Below are 16,337 nucleotides of genomic sequence, written 5' to 3' on the forward strand. Positions count from 1 at the left end.
GTCAGCATCCACCGGTCTGGAAAACCACACCAGAGGCAATCAGCGCCTTGATCTCGGTCTCGCTGAGGTCAAGCTTGCGCAGGATGTATGCGCTATCGCACCCGATCACCGGTGCGGCCGACGGTAAGGCACTGGGTGTGCGGTCAAATCGAGGGGCAGGAGCGGGCTGCACAACCCCATCCTGCTCCACGAAGATGCCGCGCGCACGGTTGTGCGGGTGCGCCGGTGCCTCTGACATGCTCAACACCGGCGCCACACAGGCATCGCTGCCTTCGAGCACTGCGCACCACTCGTCGCGGCCCTTGCGAAGGAAGAGCCCGGAAAGCTTCTTCTTCAACGCAGGCCATTCGGCGCGTTCCCATTGCTGTGCAAAGTGTGGATCATTGACACCGCACTTCTCAAGCAGCAATCGATAAAACTGCGGCTCGATGGCTCCAACGGAGAGATAGCGCCCATCCGCGCAGCGATAGTTGCCATAGAAATGTGCCGAACCGTCAAGGAAGTTGCTCTCTCGCTCTTCGCGCCAGGACCCTTTGGCCTTCAATCCGTACAGCGCCGCCATCAGCACCGCCGCGCCATCAGTGATGGCGGCATCAACCACCTGTCCCTGGCCCGAGCGTTGCGCCTCGTAGAGCGCGGCCACGACGCCAAGCGCCAACAGCATGCCGCCTCCGCCATAGTCACCCACCAGGTTCAGCGGCACTGCTGGTACTCGATCGACCGGGCCCATGGCGTGCACTGCGCCCGAGAGCGAGATGTAGTTGAGATCGTGACCTGCTGCCTGTGCCAACGGTCCAGTCTGCCCCCATCCAGTCATGCGGCCGTAGATGAGTTTCGGGTTTCGCGCCATGCATTCCTTTGGGCCGACACCTAGCTTCTCGGTCACTCCGGGGCGAAATCCCTCGATCAAGACGTCTGCAGTGGATACCAACTGGAGCACGGTCTCCACGGCACGGGGATCTTTCATGTTTAGCGCAATGGAACGGCGACCCCGATCGACCACGCTGTCATTGCGCATCAGCGCCTCCAGCGCACCACCTCCCCCGGTGGAAGGAATGCGGTCCACACGGATCACATCTGCACCCATGTCGGCCAGCATCATTCCGGCGAAGGGGCCTGGTCCTATGCCAGCCAGCTCAATCACCGTCACGCCTTGCAATGGTCCACTCATGAAGGGGCTCCCAAATGGCAGCGGTGGAAATCTTTCTGGATCACTTGTTTCATATCCCTCCTCACATTCGCTTTGCGACTTCTTCGAGCATCACTTCAGTGGCCCCTCCACCAATGGTGAGAATCCGTGCGTCGCGTGCCATGCGCTCGACCGGGGTGCCGATCATGTAGCCGGTGCCGCCATGCAGCTGCAGGCAGGTGTGCACCACCTCCTGCAATGTCTCAGCCGAATACGCCTTGAGCATCGACACTTCGCGCACGATGTCTTTGCCCTCGTCGATCATCTGTGCGCACTGGTAGGTGAGCGCGCGAACTGCAGCTGTCTTCGAGGCCATCCATGCGAGTTTGTTACGCACCACCTGTTGGTCCCAAAGCGACTTGCCGAAGGCTTGGCGCTGCTTCACGTACTCCACCGTGAGTTCGATGGCTCGTGATGCCGTGCCTGAGCTGAGCGCGCCGATCACCAGCCGCTCGTTTTGGAACGTGCTCATGATGTAGTAGAAGCCCTTGCCCTCCTCGCCCAGCAACGCGTCGTGTGGCACGTGCAGGTCTTCCAGGTAGAGCTCGGCGGTGTCGGACGAACGCCAGCCATGCTTCTCGAGCTTGCGGGCAATCTTCAGGCCTGGATTGCCCTTCTCCACGATGAACAGCGAAATGCCTTTGCTTCCCTTGGCATGCGGGTCGGTACGGGCTGCGACGATGTAGATGTCGCCGAAGACAGCGTTGGTGATGAACATCTTCGATCCATTGATCACCCACCCGCCATCGGTCTGTACTGCACGCGTCTTGATGCCTGCGACGTCGGAGCCTGCGTGCGCCTCTGTCACACAAATAACGCCCACCTTTTCTCCGGCACAGGCTGCCGGCAGGTAGCGTTGCTTTTGCTCGTGCGTGCCACGGTGCGCGATGTGCGAGAGCGACATGTCACTGTGCACCGTGAGCGCGGAAGCCACACCGCCGTAAGTGGAGCGAGACAGTTCCTCGCCCAGCACCAGTGAGGACAGCGCACCCAGGCCGCCGCCACCGTACTCCACCGGGTGTCGCATCCCCAGGAAGCCCATGCTCCCCAGGTCGCGAAAGACGTGGCGAGGGATCTCGCCACTCAGCTCCCAAGCGTCCCCGTTGGGAACGATCACCTCTTCCACATAGCGGCGCAGTTGCTCGCGCACCATGCGAAGGTCTTCGTCGACGATGTCGGGCTCATTGAAATAGGGCAATGTCATGGACAAGTCTCCAGGTAATTTATCAATCATTATAGTCCGACTCGTCGGATTATTAAAGGCCTGACAAGAATGGCTTAATCACGATCCCAGCGGGTACACTCACGCCTCGCCAGGGTCGCCTAAGCGACCTATGAAAGGGAACCCCCACATGCCACGCGTGCGATCAGATGACTACGACACCAAGAGCCAGTCCATCATGGACAGCGCCGCCGCACTCTTTTCGAAGGTTGGCTACCCAAACGCGAAGATGCAGGACATCGCCCAGGCCTGTGGCGCAACCAAGTCCATGCTGTACCACTATTTCCCCACCAAGGACGATCTGCTCAGTGCGATGCTGACGGAACATCTTGAGAAGGTGATCGCCAGCGTAGACGAGGCGGTGTCGAGTGCCAAGCCAGTACAGGAGCGTTTTGCGGTCTTCATTCATACTTATGCGCAGAAGTCCGCACAGTCGCGCAGACGACACGTCATTGCGATGAACGATGTGAAGTTCCTGCCCAAGGCGATGCAGGCACCGTTGCGCCAGCTCGAGAGAACCGTCACCGACCAGGTAGCATCCCTGCTGCGCGAATTGAATCCTGGCCTGCAGGACCACATCTACAAGCCCTACACGATGATGCTGATCGGTATGCTCAACTGGACCGATTACTGGTATCGCCCGAGTGGACCGATGAAATCCGACGAGCTATGCGACCGAATCACGCGCCTGTTCTTACACGGTTTCATGGCGGAGAAAAAGTAGCGCCACAAAAATGGATCCGACCACTGCCTTGATGTATTGGCAAGTTTTCAAGATGCGCCCATAAAACCGCGGGACCAGTGATCCCGCGGTCCATTGGCTCACTCAACTGTCTTATGGGTGGCGGCAGCCGGGTCTGCCTTGAGCAGGAACAGCTTAGGTGCGGCCAGATGATTGGTCGCCGTGAAGCTGATAGGTGTCATGGCGCCAGTATCGAGATTGGTCACCTTGGCCAGCTCAGCATTGGTGCAATCCCATGTGAGTGCCTTGCCACACCGACCCATGGCATCAAACAACGCGCGGGTTGCTGAATAGCCTGTGAAGGAATATCGGTTCGTCCTTGCCAGCTCTTCGGGCGAAAGGTGCTTTGCCAACTTGTCCATGAAGCCTTTTGCCTGCGGCGAGCTCTCAAGGTACACGTAGTCCACGGTGTAAACGTTCTCGCCAGCCGATCCCATCAACTTGGCACTGGCGGGCACGCGTGACACGTAGGTCACGCCGACAGGGATCTTGTGGCCTATACGTTCGAGTTCCTTGACCATGGCCACGTTTTCACCGAGCACGCCACCGGCCATCAGGGCCTCGGCACCGGCCTGTCTGACTTTGAGGATCTCTGACGAAAAATCGGTTTGTCCCTTCTTGTAGATCTGTGTTGAAACGACTTCCAGCTTCTTGGCCTTGGCGGCCCGATCAAAGCCGGCTCGCACGTTCTCGCCATAGTCGTCGTCCTGCGAGATCAGAGCCCATTTTTTGCCCGGGTATCGATCGGCCATCTTGGCGACGAGCTCATCCACCGCATCCGTCATGTCGTAGCCGACTGCAAAAACGTTCTTGATCACCGGTTTATACAAACCTTCATAGGTGGTAATCGGTGCCATTGCCGGAAGGCCCGACTGCACGATCAGCGGCATGGCAGCCTGCGCCTGCGCGGTACCGGACACCGAGGTGAGCGCGAACACCTTGTCGCTGTTGATCAACTTGCGCACGCCCTGGATGGTTCGCGAAGGCACATAGCCGTCGTCCTCAGAAATCAAGCGAACCTTTCGGCCATTGATGCCGCCGGCTGCATTCACCTCGGCGATCGCAACCTTTACACCCAGGTTGTGCGCTACGCCGAGCAAAGCGGGTGGACCCGTCAGGGGCAGGATGTCGCCGACGACGATCTCCGTGTCCGTGACGCCCTGCTGGGCGGTGGCGGCGAGGCAGAAGCCTGCGCCCAGCAAACCGACGGCGAGTTGATTCAATTTCAGTTTCATGGTGTCTCCTTGTGGTTGGGTAGGTAGCCGGGGTGAAAAAGAGGTCAGTAGCGCAGGGGCCAAAACACCCAGGTATGCCGGATGTCATGCCAGATACCGCGAAGGCCACGCGGATCGAAGCGCAGGAAGCCAATGATGGCCAGGCCATAGAGCACGCTTTTGACCTCATGCGCACTGGTGGTCATCACGTCCTGCAGGCGTCCGCCGAGCAATTGCACGAACGAGCTGAACACCTCGGGCAGCGTGACGATGAAGATGGTGCCCAGCACCGCACCCAGCACCGAACCCAGACCGCCCACGATGATGATGGCCAAGGCCTCGATGGACAGCAGGAAGGGGAATCCCTCAACGCTGACGATACTCATGTAAATACCCATGAGCGCGCCCGCGATGCCGGTGAGCGCGGCGCTGATGAGAAATGCGAGCAGCTTGTAGCGCACCAGACTCACACCCATGGTGCGCGCTGCGATGTCGTTGTCTCGCAGAGCTACCAGAGCACGCCCGAAGGACGAGCGCCGCAGGTTGAGTGTGACCAGCACGGCCAGCATGCACATGACCATGCAGAACCAGTAGAAGGCGCGGTCACTGGAGAGATCGAAGCCCAACATGCTAGGGCGCGGCACCATGATCCCGCGGCCTGCTCCAGTGAACGTGCCGCCAGCCAAAATGGCCGCACTCACGATGTGGCTGAAGGCCAGCGTCGTGATCGCCAGATACAGACCATGAAGGCGCAGCGAAGGAATGCCCACCAGCAGGCCGAAGAACGCCGGCACCACCGCCGACAACACCAGAGCGAGCTCTGGGGGCAGGCCTATGCGCGTGACGCCGATCGCATAGGCGTAGGCGCCCAGCATCAGAAAGCCCACATGCCCCAAAGAGATCAACCCGGCAAAGCCTGTGAGCACCGTCAGGCCAAGCACACCCACTACTGTGAACAGAATGATGGTCAGGTACGACAATGCCAGGTTGCCCAGCAGGAACGGGGCTGCGACCAGGATCACGATCAACGCTGCAACCCATGCCTTTACCGCAGGTGAGTCCGTAAGGACAATCAACCCGCTGTAGTTCTCTTTGAAATATCCGCTTCGCATCAGACTCTCTCGATTCGTTTTTCACCAAACAGCCCGTAGGGCCGCACCATGAGTACCACCAGAATCAACGTGAAGCCGGCGACGTCCTTGAGCGTGCTTGACAGGTAGCCACCCACCAGGTTCTCGAACACTCCGATGATCAATCCGCTCACACCTGACCCGAGCACCGAGTCGAAGCCGCCCAGCACGGTAGCCGGGAAGGCTTTGAGGCCGAGCTCGAACACCGTCGGTGTAAGGCCATAGATCACTGCGAAAAGCGCTCCGGCCAGCCCCGCCAGACCCGAGGCCGACGCCCAGGCGACCGCTTGCACCCGCGCGGTGGACACACCCATCAGCCGTGCGGTTTTCTCGTCGGCAGCGACCGCCCGCATGGCCACACCGAAACGGCTGTGCCCAAGGAAGTACCAGAATCCCGCCACCGCCAGCAACAGCGCGCCGAGCACACCGAGCTGGCTCACGCGCAGGCCGATATCGCCTATCTGCACGATGTCGTCCGCCCCGGCCACCTCAAACTTGTGTGGGGATGCGCCCCAGATGATGGTGACCACCGAGCGCAGCACAACAGCCAGACCCACCGTCACCAGAACCACCGAGAGCACTGGCTCGCCGAGCATGGGGCGCATGATCAAGCGCTCGCAAACAAGCCCCAATACCGCGCCGATCAACACCGCCAGAAACACCGTCATCAAGCTGCCGGTCCCCAGTGTTGTGGCCAGCGCCCAGGTTGTGTAGGCGCTGAGCATGCCCATTTCGCCTTGTGCGAAATTGACGATACCCGTGGCCTTGTAGATGACGGCAAAGCCCATGGCCACAAGGCCATAGATGGCACCGACCGCCAGACCAGAGACCACCAGTTCAATGAAGTAACCCATCACGACCCTCCGTAAATGATCTCGAGCTCTCGAGCAAATTTTTTGTTGATCAAGCCACGTCGGACCTTCTGAGTCGCAGTGAGCTCACCGTCGTCGTGATCCAGCTCCTTTTCCAAGAGCACGAACTTGCGAACGTTCTCCACTCGAGCGAAGCGTGAGTTCACGTCATCGATCACCTTCTGGATCAGTTCGATCACCTCAGGCATCTGAGTGAGCGACTTGTAGGTGGTGTACTGCAGGTCGCGTTCACCGGCCCACCGGCCGACGGTATCGAAGTCGATCTGGATCAAGCCGCCAAGGAACTTCTTCCCCTCGCCCACCACGATCGCCTCGCGCACGAAGGGGCTGTCCTTCATGGCGTTCTCGATTTCGGAGGGTGCGATGTTCTTCCCGCCACTCGTGATGATGATGGCCTTCTTGCGGTCCACCACCGCGATCTCCCCATCACCGCGCTGCTCGACAATGTCTCCAGTGGCGATCCATCCGTCTGGAGAGAGGATGTCGGCAGTTCCCTTGTCGTCGAACAGATAGCCTTTGAAAACGCCGGGCGAGCGCACGAACACTTCGCCGTCGTCCGCGATGCGCCACTCCACGCCTTCCATGGCAGGCCCGCAACTGCCCGAGATGAACGGCCGTCCAGGCAGTTGCACGAAGGCCAGGCCGCCGGCCTCCGTCAGACCGTAGCCCTGCCCCACCGGCAGCCCGATGATGTCGAAGAACTTCAGCGTTTCAGGCGACACCGACGCGCCGCCACACATGCGGGTGTGCGTACGGTTCAAGCCCATGTGGCGCTGCATGTTGCGAAACAACAGCAAATACCAGAAGCCAAACTCCAGTCGGTCGCCCACAGCCGTGAGCCTGCCCTGAGCTGCGCGCCGATCAGACAGCACCCGCCCGCGCTTCATGCCCAAGCGGTACAGCCAACGCTGCACGCGCCCGCTGTCCTTCATGCGGAACTCGAAGCCTTGTTGCAGCTTTTCCCAGATGCGCGGCACGCCCAGGAAGAAGGTGGGTCCGATCTCACGGATGTTGGAGGCCACAGTGTCCACCGATTCCGCGAAGTTGACGCAGCCGCCCGAGATCAGGTGCTGCACAGTGGAATAGGTGCGCTCGGCCACGTGGCACAGCGGCAGATAACACACCGACTCAAACGCCTTACCCGTCATCTGGCGGGCCACCATATAGGCATAGGCGCCGTAGACGAAGTTGCGGTGCGTGAGCATCGCGCCCTTCGGTGGCCCGGTGGTGCCCGAGGTGTAGACGAGGATGTTCACATCGTCCGGCATCAGCGCATCAATTTGCGCATCGAGCCGGCCTTCTGCCTCGGGGTCTTCGGCCACCAGCTGGTCACCAAGCGCGAGCAGGTGCTCGAAGCCGTGCGGCTGGCCCGGCTCGTAATGGCGCAAGCCCTTCATATCCACGCAGAAGATATGTTGGAGGTGTGGCAGCCCGTTGCCATTTCGCCTGGCGTCGAGGACCTTGTCGGTCTGCTCTTGATCGCCCGTGATCGCCAGCTTGGCCTGGCAGTGGCTGGCGATGTACTGCACTTCGGCCCATGGATTGGTTGGGTAGATACCCACAACTTGCACGCCAATCATCTGCGCGCCCAGGTCGGCGTAGAACCACTCGGGTATGTCTTCGGCCGCAATGATGATACGGTCGCCGCGCCGCAGGCCCAGTTGGGTCAGGCCGTGCGCTACACGACGCGCAGTGCGGTAGTAATCAAGCCAGGTTCGCCCCTGCCAGATGCCATGTATCTTCTCGCGCAAGGCAATTTGTGCACCGCGTTCATTTGCCTGCAGTCGCAGCAATGCGGGCATCGTGACCTCGCCTCGGATCAGTTGTGCGTGGTCAAGCATGCTCGGCCTCCGAACCCAGGTAGGCACGCATGACCACGGGGTTCGCGGTCACTTCGGCCGGCGTACCTTCGGCGATCAGCATGCCAAAGTCCAGGACGTATACACGGTCCGACAGATCCATCACCACCTGCATGTCGTGTTCGATCATCAGCACGGCCACACCAAACTCGTCGCGAATGTCGAGCGTGAAGCGACCGATGTCTTCTTTTTCTTCGCGGTTCATGCCAGCCACGATTTCGTCCAGCAACAGCAGACTGGGCTCGCAAGCGAGCGCGCGCCCAAGCTCTACACGCTTTTGCTGACCATAGGCCAGTTGAGAGACCGGCTTGTCCCGCAACTCTTCGATCTCCAGAAATTCAATGATCTCCTCGACCTTGCGACGCGCCGCGATTTCCTCACGCCTGGGACGGCCCCAAAACATCAGCGCTTCCAGCACCGTGTAGTTGAAATGCACATGGCGACCGGTGAGCAGGTTTTCCACCACCGTGCCGTGCTTGAACAGCGCCAGGTTCTGAAAGGTGCGGCCAATGCCGGCGCGCGCGAAGTCCGCAGATTTCAGTCGTGCCGTGTCCTCTCCTTTGAAGAAAACCTGCCCCGCGCTCAGGTCGAGAACGCCGCTGATGAGGTTGAAGGTGGTTGTCTTGCCAGCGCCGTTGGGGCCGATCAGGCTGACAATCTCGCCCGGCATGACGCGAAGGCTCACGTTGTTGACCGCAGTGACACCACCGAATTTCTTTGTTGCACCGCGCACGTCCAGAATGGGTTCGTTCATGACAGCCACCTCTTGCGACGCTTGTAGTGTTTGACATCGCGCATGTTGGTGCGGCCTTGCTGGGCGCTCAGACCCAGGTAGAACTCGCGCACGTCGGCATTGCGTCGAAGCGCATCGCAGGTGCCATCAAGCACCACGCGGCCGTTTTCCATGATGTATGCGTAGTCCGCAATCGCCAGCGCGCGGCTTGCGTTCTGCTCCACCAGCAAGATCGTCAAGCCTTTCTTCTCGCGCAGCATTTCGATCGCCGAGAAAATCTCGGTCACGATCAATGGTGCCAAGCCAAGTGAAGGCTCATCGAGCGCAAGCACCTTGGGCCGGCTCATGAGCGCGCGCCCGATGGCCACCATCTGTTGCTCGCCACCGGAGAGATAGCCCGCAATCACGTCGCGCTTCTCAGCCAGACGCGGGAACAGGCGGAATACGTTCTGACGCTCTTCGTCCAGCGACTGTCGGCTCTGCAGGTGCGCGCCCACGACAAGGTTCTCGTCAACCGTGAGCGTGGCGAACAGGCGACGACCTTCTGGTACCTGGACCAGGCCCTGTCGCACGATGTCGGGCGCGAGCGCCTTCTCCACGTTGCGGCCAAAGAGCTGGATCGACCCTTTCTCAATTTCGCCGTCTTCGGCATCGAGCACGGCCGAGATCGCTTTGAGCACAGTGGACTTGCCAGCGCCATTCGAACCAAGCAAAGCCACAATCTGGCCGGCCTGCACTTCGAGCGACACGTCGCGCACTGCCTCAATGGCGCCGCCGTAGACGATCTGGATGTTGTGAACTGCCAGCACGGGGATCTGGACGGGGGCCGTTGCTGTCGGGGGGGAAGCAGCTGTGGGTGAAAGAGACATGAGCCTTTGGGTCTTCTTGGTGATTGCGGTGTCGGAGAGATATCAGTCGCCGAGCTTATTATTAGTCCGTCGCGTCGGTCTTTGTATGATCGGATTATGTGGCTGCATGGCATCCGCTGCGGAGTGGTGTTTACCCTAGCCTGTAGCCGTGGCAGCCAGAAGGTCCTTCAACGGCATGTCGGTATCGGCCAGGGCCTTCGCGCTGACCACTGCGCCCCCAGCCACGGCCTTCTTGGCGAGCATGAAGTCGGCTGGGCGGTTGACGGCGTCGGCCGCGATGACACGCCCTTCGCGCAAATAGAAAGCACAGAAGCTGCGACCTACAAAAGTGCCGCGCACCACGCACGCGTCATGCCCCTCAGAAAGGCCGGTCATCTGCAGCTTCAAGTCGTACTGGTCAGACCAGAACCACGGCACGGCGTGGTTCGGCCGGGGCTTGCCACACAGCCAGCCGGCTGCAGCACGCGCCTGCTCTAGCGCGTTGGGCACAGACTCAAGGCGCACACGCCTGCCGTACAGCGCACTGTCATGCACTGTGCAGTCGCCCGCCGCCATGATGTCGGGGTCAGACGTCACCGAGTGCTCATCTACCACGATACCGCCCTCCACGCGCAACCCGGCGGCTTCGGCCAGCGTGGTATCGGCCAGCATGCCGATGCCGACAATCACCACGTCGGCTGGCAGGCGATTGCCGTCACCGCAAAGCACTGCGGTGACCCCGCCATGGACATCACGCTCGATCGCGCGCACTGAGGCACCGGTGCGCAGATCGACACCCGCCTCGCGGTGCACCGCTTCGTAAAAGCGGGACAGCACGGCGCCGGTGACGCGCGCGAGCACGCGTGACTGCGACTCCAGTACCGTCACTGCCGCGCCGAGCTTGCGCGCCGAAGCGGCGACTTCCAGTCCCACATAACCCGCGCCGATGATCACGATCCGCGATCCTTCGCGGATGCTGCCTGCAATGGCTTTCGCGTCGGATTGGGAACGCAGGCTGAACAGATTGGATGGTGCAGCGCCCTCCATGCCTGGCACATCGAGCCCGCGGGCACGTCCGCCGGTACACAGCGCGAGCTTCTTGTAAACCAGCGCGCTGCCATCCTCCAGAATCACGTGATGCGCGGCGCGGTCTATGGCGTGAACGCGCAAGCCCAACCGCAACGTGATGCGATTTGCCTCAAAGGCTGGGGCCTGGCGCAGCGAGAGCGCGTCAGCGTCGGCTGTGCCGCAAAGAAAGGTCTTCGACAACGGCGGGCGGTGGTACGGCAAGTGGGGCTCCTCACCCAGCAGCACGATGTCGCCGGTCCAGCCCTGCTGGCGCGCCGCGAAAGCCAGTTCGACACCGGCGTGTCCCGCGCCAATGACGATCAATGTCTCTGTGTTATCCATGCTTTCCCTATATCCGGTGGTGGGTATTCGTTCTATAGTCCGTCTCGTCGGTCTAATATAAAAGGGAAACTCCATTCATGCAACACACCACCACAAAGCCAGAAGGGCATGCGCCATGACACGCGAGCGCGCCAACGACTACGACCTCAAGAAGCAGGTGATCTTGGACCAAGCGGTCGCGCTGATTGCGCAGAAGGGCTTCGATGGCGCGACCATGAGCGATGTGGCCGCTGCCTGCGGCGCATCCAAATCGCACCTGTACCACTACTTCCCAAGTAAGGAGGACCTCTTGTTTGCAATCGTGAAGGAGCACATCACTGAGCAGGTTGCGGTATTGTCGGCAATCGTGCGAGAGCCAAGGCCGGCATCAGAACGTTTCACCAGCTTCGTTGGCGCATTCGTGCAGGAGGGCGCGAGATCGCGCAACCACCACCTTGTGTTGATGAACGACATCAAGTTCCTGCCGCCGGTGCAACGCGAGGAGGTCCGCAAGCTCGAGCAGGAACTCATGCATCTGATGGTCAGCCTGCTCCATGAGATCAACCCCGATCGCATGGCACCTGCCAAGGTGCACTCGCCCTACGCCCTGCTGCTGTTCGGCATGGTCATCTGGACCTTCACCTGGTACGAGAAGAACGGTGCGATCTCGCCAGAAGAACTGTCCGAACGGATTTCCCAGCTTTTCCTCGACGGATTCCGCGCGGCGTAGGCTCCCTCGCCTCTTGCGAAAGGAACTTGGGCCAGGGGCATGAGCCAAAAAACTCTGACCGATGCCAAGCCCTTTCAATACGCTCCCAGAGAGAGCGCTAGCGCAACCGTTTAGTTCACCGACCGTGCCCTACCCCGCCAGTACGGTTCGCGCAGCACGTTTTTCATGATCTTGCCCGCGCCTGAGAGTGGCAGCGCATCGCTGAAGTCCACCGACCTTGGAACCTTGTAGCCCGCAATCATCGTGCGGCAATGGTCAATGATGTCTTTTGCAATGGCGGCTTGCCCTTCTTTGAGCACCACCACTGCATGTACGGACTCACCCCATTCCGCATTGGGTATGCCAATCACCGCACAATCTCGCACGGCCGGGTGTGAGTGCACGGCGTTCTCCACCTCGCGCGAGTAGATGTTCTCGCCACCGCTGATGATCATGTCTTTCACGCGATCGACGATGAAGACAAAGCCGTCCTCGTCCATGTAGGCAGCATCACCAGTATGCAGCCAGCCGTTGCGCAATGCCGCCGCTGTTGCCTCGGGCTTGCGCCAGTAGCCGATCATGACTTGCGCACCGCGCACCGCGATCTCTCCGTGGGTGCCGCGTGGGACTTCGTTGCCTTCTTCATCCACGATCCGCACATCCACACCATAGGCGGTTCGACCAGCGGCAAGGCGCTTGCTCGGCATACCCTCTTGGTCAAAGTGGTACCGCCAGGGGAGGCTTACCGTGAGTGCAGCCGACTCCGTCATGCCGTACCCCTGAATAAACTCCCACGTGGGCAGCTTCTCCATCGCTGCGGCCAGTACCGGGACCGGCATGGGGGATGCACCGTACTCGCAGTAACGCACACTGGTGAGGTCGTATTTTCTGAAGTCCGGGTGGTTCACCATCATGTTCACCATCGTCGGCACGAACAGGCAATAGTTGACACGGTGCGTCTGGATGGCGTCGAACGCCAGCACCGCGTCAAACTTGGGCAGGCACACGTGCGTGCCGCCGGCCAGCGTGAGTGCGATGGCCGGCGAGCAGCCGGCCAGGTGGAACAGGCCGGCCGAGTGCAGGTACACCGTGTCCTCACTGAAGTGCAGCGTCGCAATCCAGTTCACTGCGGCCGAGATGAAGTTCTTGTGCGAAAGCATCACCCCCTTGGGATGGCCCGTGGTTCCACCCGTGTAGTAAATGCCACACAGGTCGTCGTCGCTGCCGCATTCGTCCGCCATTGGCGGGGTCGTTGCGATCAGCGCTTCATAACTTGACATGCCAGCTGGCGCATCGCCCTGCCCCGCATGGATGACATGTGCCATCGCGCGTCCGGCGAGCAGCTGCGGCACTTGCGACACGAAAGCGTCGTCCACGATCAGCGCCTCGCATTGCGCGTCGTCCAGCGTATAGATGTTCTCGGGCACAGCCCAGCGCGTGTTGAGGGGCACCAGCACCAGATTGGCCCAGGCAGCGGCGAAGAAAATTTCGATGTAGTTGTCGCTGTTCAGTGCGAGGATGCCTAACCGATCACCCGGCTGCAGCCCCAGCGCACGAAAGGCTGCGGCGGCACACGGCACCCGGTGACCCACTTCTGCCCAGGTGCGCTTGCGGTCTGCAAAAATAGTCGCGGTGTGATTGCGCCGGGTCTGAACGGCGCGCGAGAGAGCCTGTGTCATTTGCATGGTGGGGTCTACTCCAATTGGATCTCTCTGGCTTCAGAGCGCAGGATGCTTCTGCGGTCCGTGGTAGCGAGGATAGCCTTGCGCCACACCGTACTCGCTGATGCCGATGCCCGTGCGTCCGTCGCAGGTGGCACGCACCACATGGTCGCCGAGCGTGCGGGCCCTGGCGCGCGTGTCTGCATCGTCAAGGTCCCACACGTCATGTTCCGCATGGTAGTCGCCCTTGTGGTCGCCATGGTTCCAGCCTTTGAATCCGCCGTAGAGGCCGCCCTTCAGGTAGAACCGAGCCTCCTGGCCTTCCATGCGCACGGTAAGCGGCGGCCCTTCAGCGAACGTGAGCGTGAAGCTGCCGGCCAGGATGGTCTGACCCAGTGGATCATCGGCCCACGTCAGATCGTGCGTTGCGCCTGTGGCCTCGCGGTGCGTCACGCTGCCGTCTGCGGCGCGCACGAATTCAGACGCCGACAAGTAGTGCGGCTTGCCGGGCTCGCGCTCCTTCAGGAAGATGGAGATACCCCTGTCTTCAAACTGGAACATCGACCAAGTCCAGAAAAATGAACTGTGCTGCTGCACAGGCGGCGCGGCCTCGTCGGTGCGCATTTCTGAGCGGATGCCCCACGAATGGTCGCGCTGGCCCCACCAGGTCTGCGGCGTCACCTCATGGCTTGTGCCGTTGATGACGAACCAGCCCTGCCAGCGCCCGAATTGCATGGTGCGGACCATGTCTTCCTCGACCTGACCCTTGCGCTCCCGGTAATTCTGCTTCTCTTGCGCCACAGGAAAGCTGGCTTCGAAGTCCAGTGCGAAACTGAAGCCCGAATCGTTGTCCATCAGCGTGAGCCGGTGCAGCTTCGCACCTTCGACCACGTCGATGCGCAGCGGTCCCGCGCCAACATGCAGCGGCGTGTCGCCCAGGGTGCGTGTTGCCCGGAAGTTGTGCTGCTTGCGGCCCATGGTGATGCCCGCAAACACGTCCATCACACCCTTGTTGGGGTAGTAGCCCATACCGATGTCGATGATCATTGGCGTTCCGTCCACGGTACCTGTGATCGGGTGCAGTGTGTACCAGTAGCGTTCGGTGAATCGGGTGTCGCCATTGCCGGCGCGCTCGGCGAAAGGTGCCGGGGCCTGATGGCCAATGAGATCGTCCTGGGCAGAAATCATGGGGTTCCTCCTTTTGCGCCGGCTTGTGGGCGCGGCGCAGTCATTGATGAAAAATCGGCGCTCGGCACAAGGCGCCTCTGCGCCTTGAGCGTGTTGCGAAGCGTCGTGCGCAACAGTTCGTGCAGTTCGACACTGAGCGGCCCTGGTAACCGCTCTGGAGGCGAAAACAACCAGTCGGTGAACCGTGCAAAGCGGTATTCGGCATCCGCCAGCGCCGCCAGCAAAGCGGTCTGTGTCGCGGGATTGACCGGCTCGTCAGCCGCGATTCCGGATGGGGCCGAATGACCACTGGCGGCGATGAAGACCACAGCCTTCGAGAGGCATGACTCGATCAGGTCCACCTGTTCGCGCACCACGTCGGGTGACCACACCACCATGCTCTCGACCTTATCCAGCACATCCAACACACCGGCCAGTTGGGAGCGTGCGTGGTCGCTCGACAATTCCGGAAGAATGTCTTCTTGCAGCGCTCTGCAGACGCTGCTCATCAGGGCCTCCAGCGACTGGTTCATGCGGCCTCCGCGATCAACTTGTTGAGTTCAATCAGTGTGGACGTGAGCTGGAATCCCATCGCGGCCATGCGCACATCGCGCGAACGGCCCGTCTGCACGCGGATCGTCGCGCCCATCAGCATCGCGGCCATCTTGAACTGCACCATCACCTCGTAGTAGCGAACGACATCCTGTCTCACCTGAAGGCCCGTTCTCGCCTGCCAGCGGCTGTAGAACACATCGCGGTCGATCAACCCGCCGATGCGTGTGGTGCCGGCCGCGAAGGTGCGCAACCCGGCCCAGGCCAGGTCAGCGTGTGGATCGCCCAGGTGCACCAGTTCCCAGTCCAGGATGGCGGTGATGCGCCCACCAAGCTGCAGGAAGTTGCCAACCCGATAGTCACCGTGCACGATGGTGATGCGCTCGGCCTCGGGTGCATGCGCTTCGAGCCAGCGCATGGCGTAGTGCATCTGGGGTGGTGTAGGGCCGACTCCGAGGTTGGCGTGTCGGGCCCAACGGTGTGTCTCGTGCAGCGCCGTGGTCTGGGGCGTAATCGGGCCTTCGCTGCCAGCCACCCATTCGGCCAGTGGCGTGTGCGTCCAATCAAATGCATGGATGGCGCCCAGCGCATCGGCAAAGTCATGACCCAGCGACTGGTTGGCCGCTTCACCGCGCTCGTTCGCGCCAGCCCAGGGCGTGGGTGTATCGCCGTCAACGCACTGGGTGATGACGAAGGGCGCGCCGAGGATGCTCGGGTCGTCGCTGTGCTCGTACGCCTTTGGAATCGGGAGGCCACTCACGCTGGACAGTGCTGAAAGCGCCTCAAATTCAGGTCTTGAGCTGTAAGGTGAGAACAGCCCGCCCGGGTCACCCACGCGCAAGATCAGTTTGAGCGGGGGCTCGCCCGGCGATGCAACGGTGAAGCCGATGGTCACCCAGGACATGCCCGCAGGAAAGCGCCGCAGTCCGGTGACCTCGACAGGCTTGCCCCAGCGCTGGGTCAGCCAAGACTGGAGGCGCACCGGCAATTCGGGCGCGGCAGGATCAAAATCAGGGTTCACGGTTTCGGCGCTTACAGGCGCAATGAGGG

The 16,337-nt window shown here is 61.0% G+C and carries 15 protein-coding genes; 2 read left to right on the top strand and 13 right to left on the bottom strand.

Annotated elements, in window-relative coordinates; translation table 11 throughout:
• Nucleotide 1: 1 nt before the first annotated feature.
• Nucleotides 2–1,171: a CaiB/BaiF CoA-transferase family protein gene (locus tag Q7V46_RS18440; protein WP_304915034.1), complete on the bottom strand. Its 1,170-nt coding sequence runs from the start codon at nucleotides 1,169–1,171 to the stop codon at nucleotides 2–4.
• A 61-nt stretch (nucleotides 1,172–1,232) separates the two neighbouring features.
• Nucleotides 1,233–2,393 (bottom strand): acyl-CoA dehydrogenase family protein, encoded by a 1,161-nt coding sequence (locus Q7V46_RS18445; RefSeq protein ID WP_304915035.1) that lies wholly within the window; start codon nucleotides 2,391–2,393, stop codon nucleotides 1,233–1,235.
• Nucleotides 2,394–2,541: 148 nt separating this feature from the next.
• Between Q7V46_RS18445 and Q7V46_RS18450 the strand changes: the two genes are divergently transcribed.
• Nucleotides 2,542–3,135, top strand: coding sequence for a TetR/AcrR family transcriptional regulator (locus Q7V46_RS18450; protein ID WP_304915036.1), 594 nt, complete (start codon nucleotides 2,542–2,544; stop codon nucleotides 3,133–3,135).
• A gap of 98 nt (nucleotides 3,136–3,233) precedes the next feature.
• Here Q7V46_RS18450 and Q7V46_RS18455 read toward each other — a convergent pair whose 3' ends face one another.
• The 7 genes from Q7V46_RS18455 to Q7V46_RS18485 all read right to left on the bottom strand — a co-directional run bounded on the left by Q7V46_RS18455 (nucleotide 3,234) and on the right by Q7V46_RS18485 (nucleotide 11,219).
• On the bottom strand, nucleotides 3,234–4,388 hold the full coding sequence (locus Q7V46_RS18455) for an ABC transporter substrate-binding protein (RefSeq protein WP_304915037.1): 1,155 nt from the start codon (nucleotides 4,386–4,388) through the stop codon (nucleotides 3,234–3,236).
• Nucleotides 4,389–4,432: 44 nt separating this feature from the next.
• Nucleotides 4,433–5,479, bottom strand: a complete 1,047-nt coding sequence (locus tag Q7V46_RS18460; protein WP_304915038.1) for a branched-chain amino acid ABC transporter permease — start codon at nucleotides 5,477–5,479, stop codon at nucleotides 4,433–4,435.
• Nucleotides 5,479–6,351 carry a branched-chain amino acid ABC transporter permease gene (locus Q7V46_RS18465; protein WP_304915039.1) on the bottom strand — a complete coding sequence of 291 codons (873 nt, stop codon included), beginning with the start codon at nucleotides 6,349–6,351 and terminating at the stop codon, nucleotides 5,479–5,481. Before Q7V46_RS18465 ends, Q7V46_RS18460 begins: the two co-directional genes overlap by 1 nt.
• The gene (locus tag Q7V46_RS18470; RefSeq protein WP_304915040.1) at nucleotides 6,351–8,210 is read right to left on the bottom strand and encodes a long-chain fatty acid--CoA ligase; all 1,860 of its coding nucleotides are present in this window, start codon (nucleotides 8,208–8,210) and stop codon (nucleotides 6,351–6,353) included. Before Q7V46_RS18470 ends, Q7V46_RS18465 begins: the two co-directional genes overlap by 1 nt.
• On the bottom strand, nucleotides 8,203–8,982 hold the full coding sequence (locus Q7V46_RS18475) for an ABC transporter ATP-binding protein (RefSeq protein WP_304915041.1): 780 nt from the start codon (nucleotides 8,980–8,982) through the stop codon (nucleotides 8,203–8,205). The genes Q7V46_RS18470 and Q7V46_RS18475 overlap by 8 nt, the downstream gene beginning before the upstream one ends.
• Entirely contained in the window at nucleotides 8,979–9,770 is a 792-nt protein-coding gene (locus Q7V46_RS18480; RefSeq protein WP_304915042.1) for an ABC transporter ATP-binding protein, read from the bottom strand. Before Q7V46_RS18480 ends, Q7V46_RS18475 begins: the two co-directional genes overlap by 4 nt.
• Nucleotides 9,771–9,965: 195 nt before the next feature.
• A complete protein-coding gene (locus Q7V46_RS18485) occupies nucleotides 9,966–11,219 on the bottom strand; it encodes an NAD(P)/FAD-dependent oxidoreductase (RefSeq protein ID WP_304915043.1) in 1,254 nt (417 codons plus the stop codon).
• A 115-nt stretch (nucleotides 11,220–11,334) separates the two neighbouring features.
• On the opposite strand from Q7V46_RS18485, the gene Q7V46_RS18490 reads away from it, so the two are divergent.
• On the top strand, nucleotides 11,335–11,928 hold the full coding sequence (locus tag Q7V46_RS18490) for a TetR/AcrR family transcriptional regulator (RefSeq protein ID WP_304915044.1): 594 nt from the start codon (nucleotides 11,335–11,337) through the stop codon (nucleotides 11,926–11,928).
• A 110-nt stretch (nucleotides 11,929–12,038) separates the two neighbouring features.
• Here the strand turns inward: Q7V46_RS18490 and Q7V46_RS18495 are convergent, their stop codons facing one another.
• Genes Q7V46_RS18495 through Q7V46_RS18510 form a run of 4 tightly spaced genes read right to left on the bottom strand, consistent with a single transcriptional unit; the run spans nucleotide 12,039 to nucleotide 16,308 of the window.
• Nucleotides 12,039–13,592: a long-chain fatty acid--CoA ligase gene (locus Q7V46_RS18495; protein ID WP_304915045.1), complete on the bottom strand. Its 1,554-nt coding sequence runs from the start codon at nucleotides 13,590–13,592 to the stop codon at nucleotides 12,039–12,041.
• 33 nt (nucleotides 13,593–13,625) lie between these two features.
• A complete protein-coding gene (locus Q7V46_RS18500; RefSeq protein WP_304915046.1) occupies nucleotides 13,626–14,756 on the bottom strand; it encodes a hypothetical protein in 1,131 nt (376 codons plus the stop codon).
• Nucleotides 14,753–15,268 carry a hypothetical protein gene (locus Q7V46_RS18505; RefSeq protein ID WP_304915047.1) on the bottom strand — a complete coding sequence of 172 codons (516 nt, stop codon included), beginning with the start codon at nucleotides 15,266–15,268 and terminating at the stop codon, nucleotides 14,753–14,755. Before Q7V46_RS18505 ends, Q7V46_RS18500 begins: the two co-directional genes overlap by 4 nt.
• On the bottom strand, nucleotides 15,265–16,308 hold the full coding sequence (locus Q7V46_RS18510) for a phosphotransferase family protein (protein WP_304915048.1): 1,044 nt from the start codon (nucleotides 16,306–16,308) through the stop codon (nucleotides 15,265–15,267). Before Q7V46_RS18510 ends, Q7V46_RS18505 begins: the two co-directional genes overlap by 4 nt.
• Between the last annotated feature and the right edge of the window lie 29 nt (nucleotides 16,309–16,337).

The sequence above is a fragment of the Hydrogenophaga sp. genome, from assembly GCF_030651625.1.
Lineage (GTDB): Bacteria > Pseudomonadota > Gammaproteobacteria > Burkholderiales > Burkholderiaceae_C > Hydrogenophaga.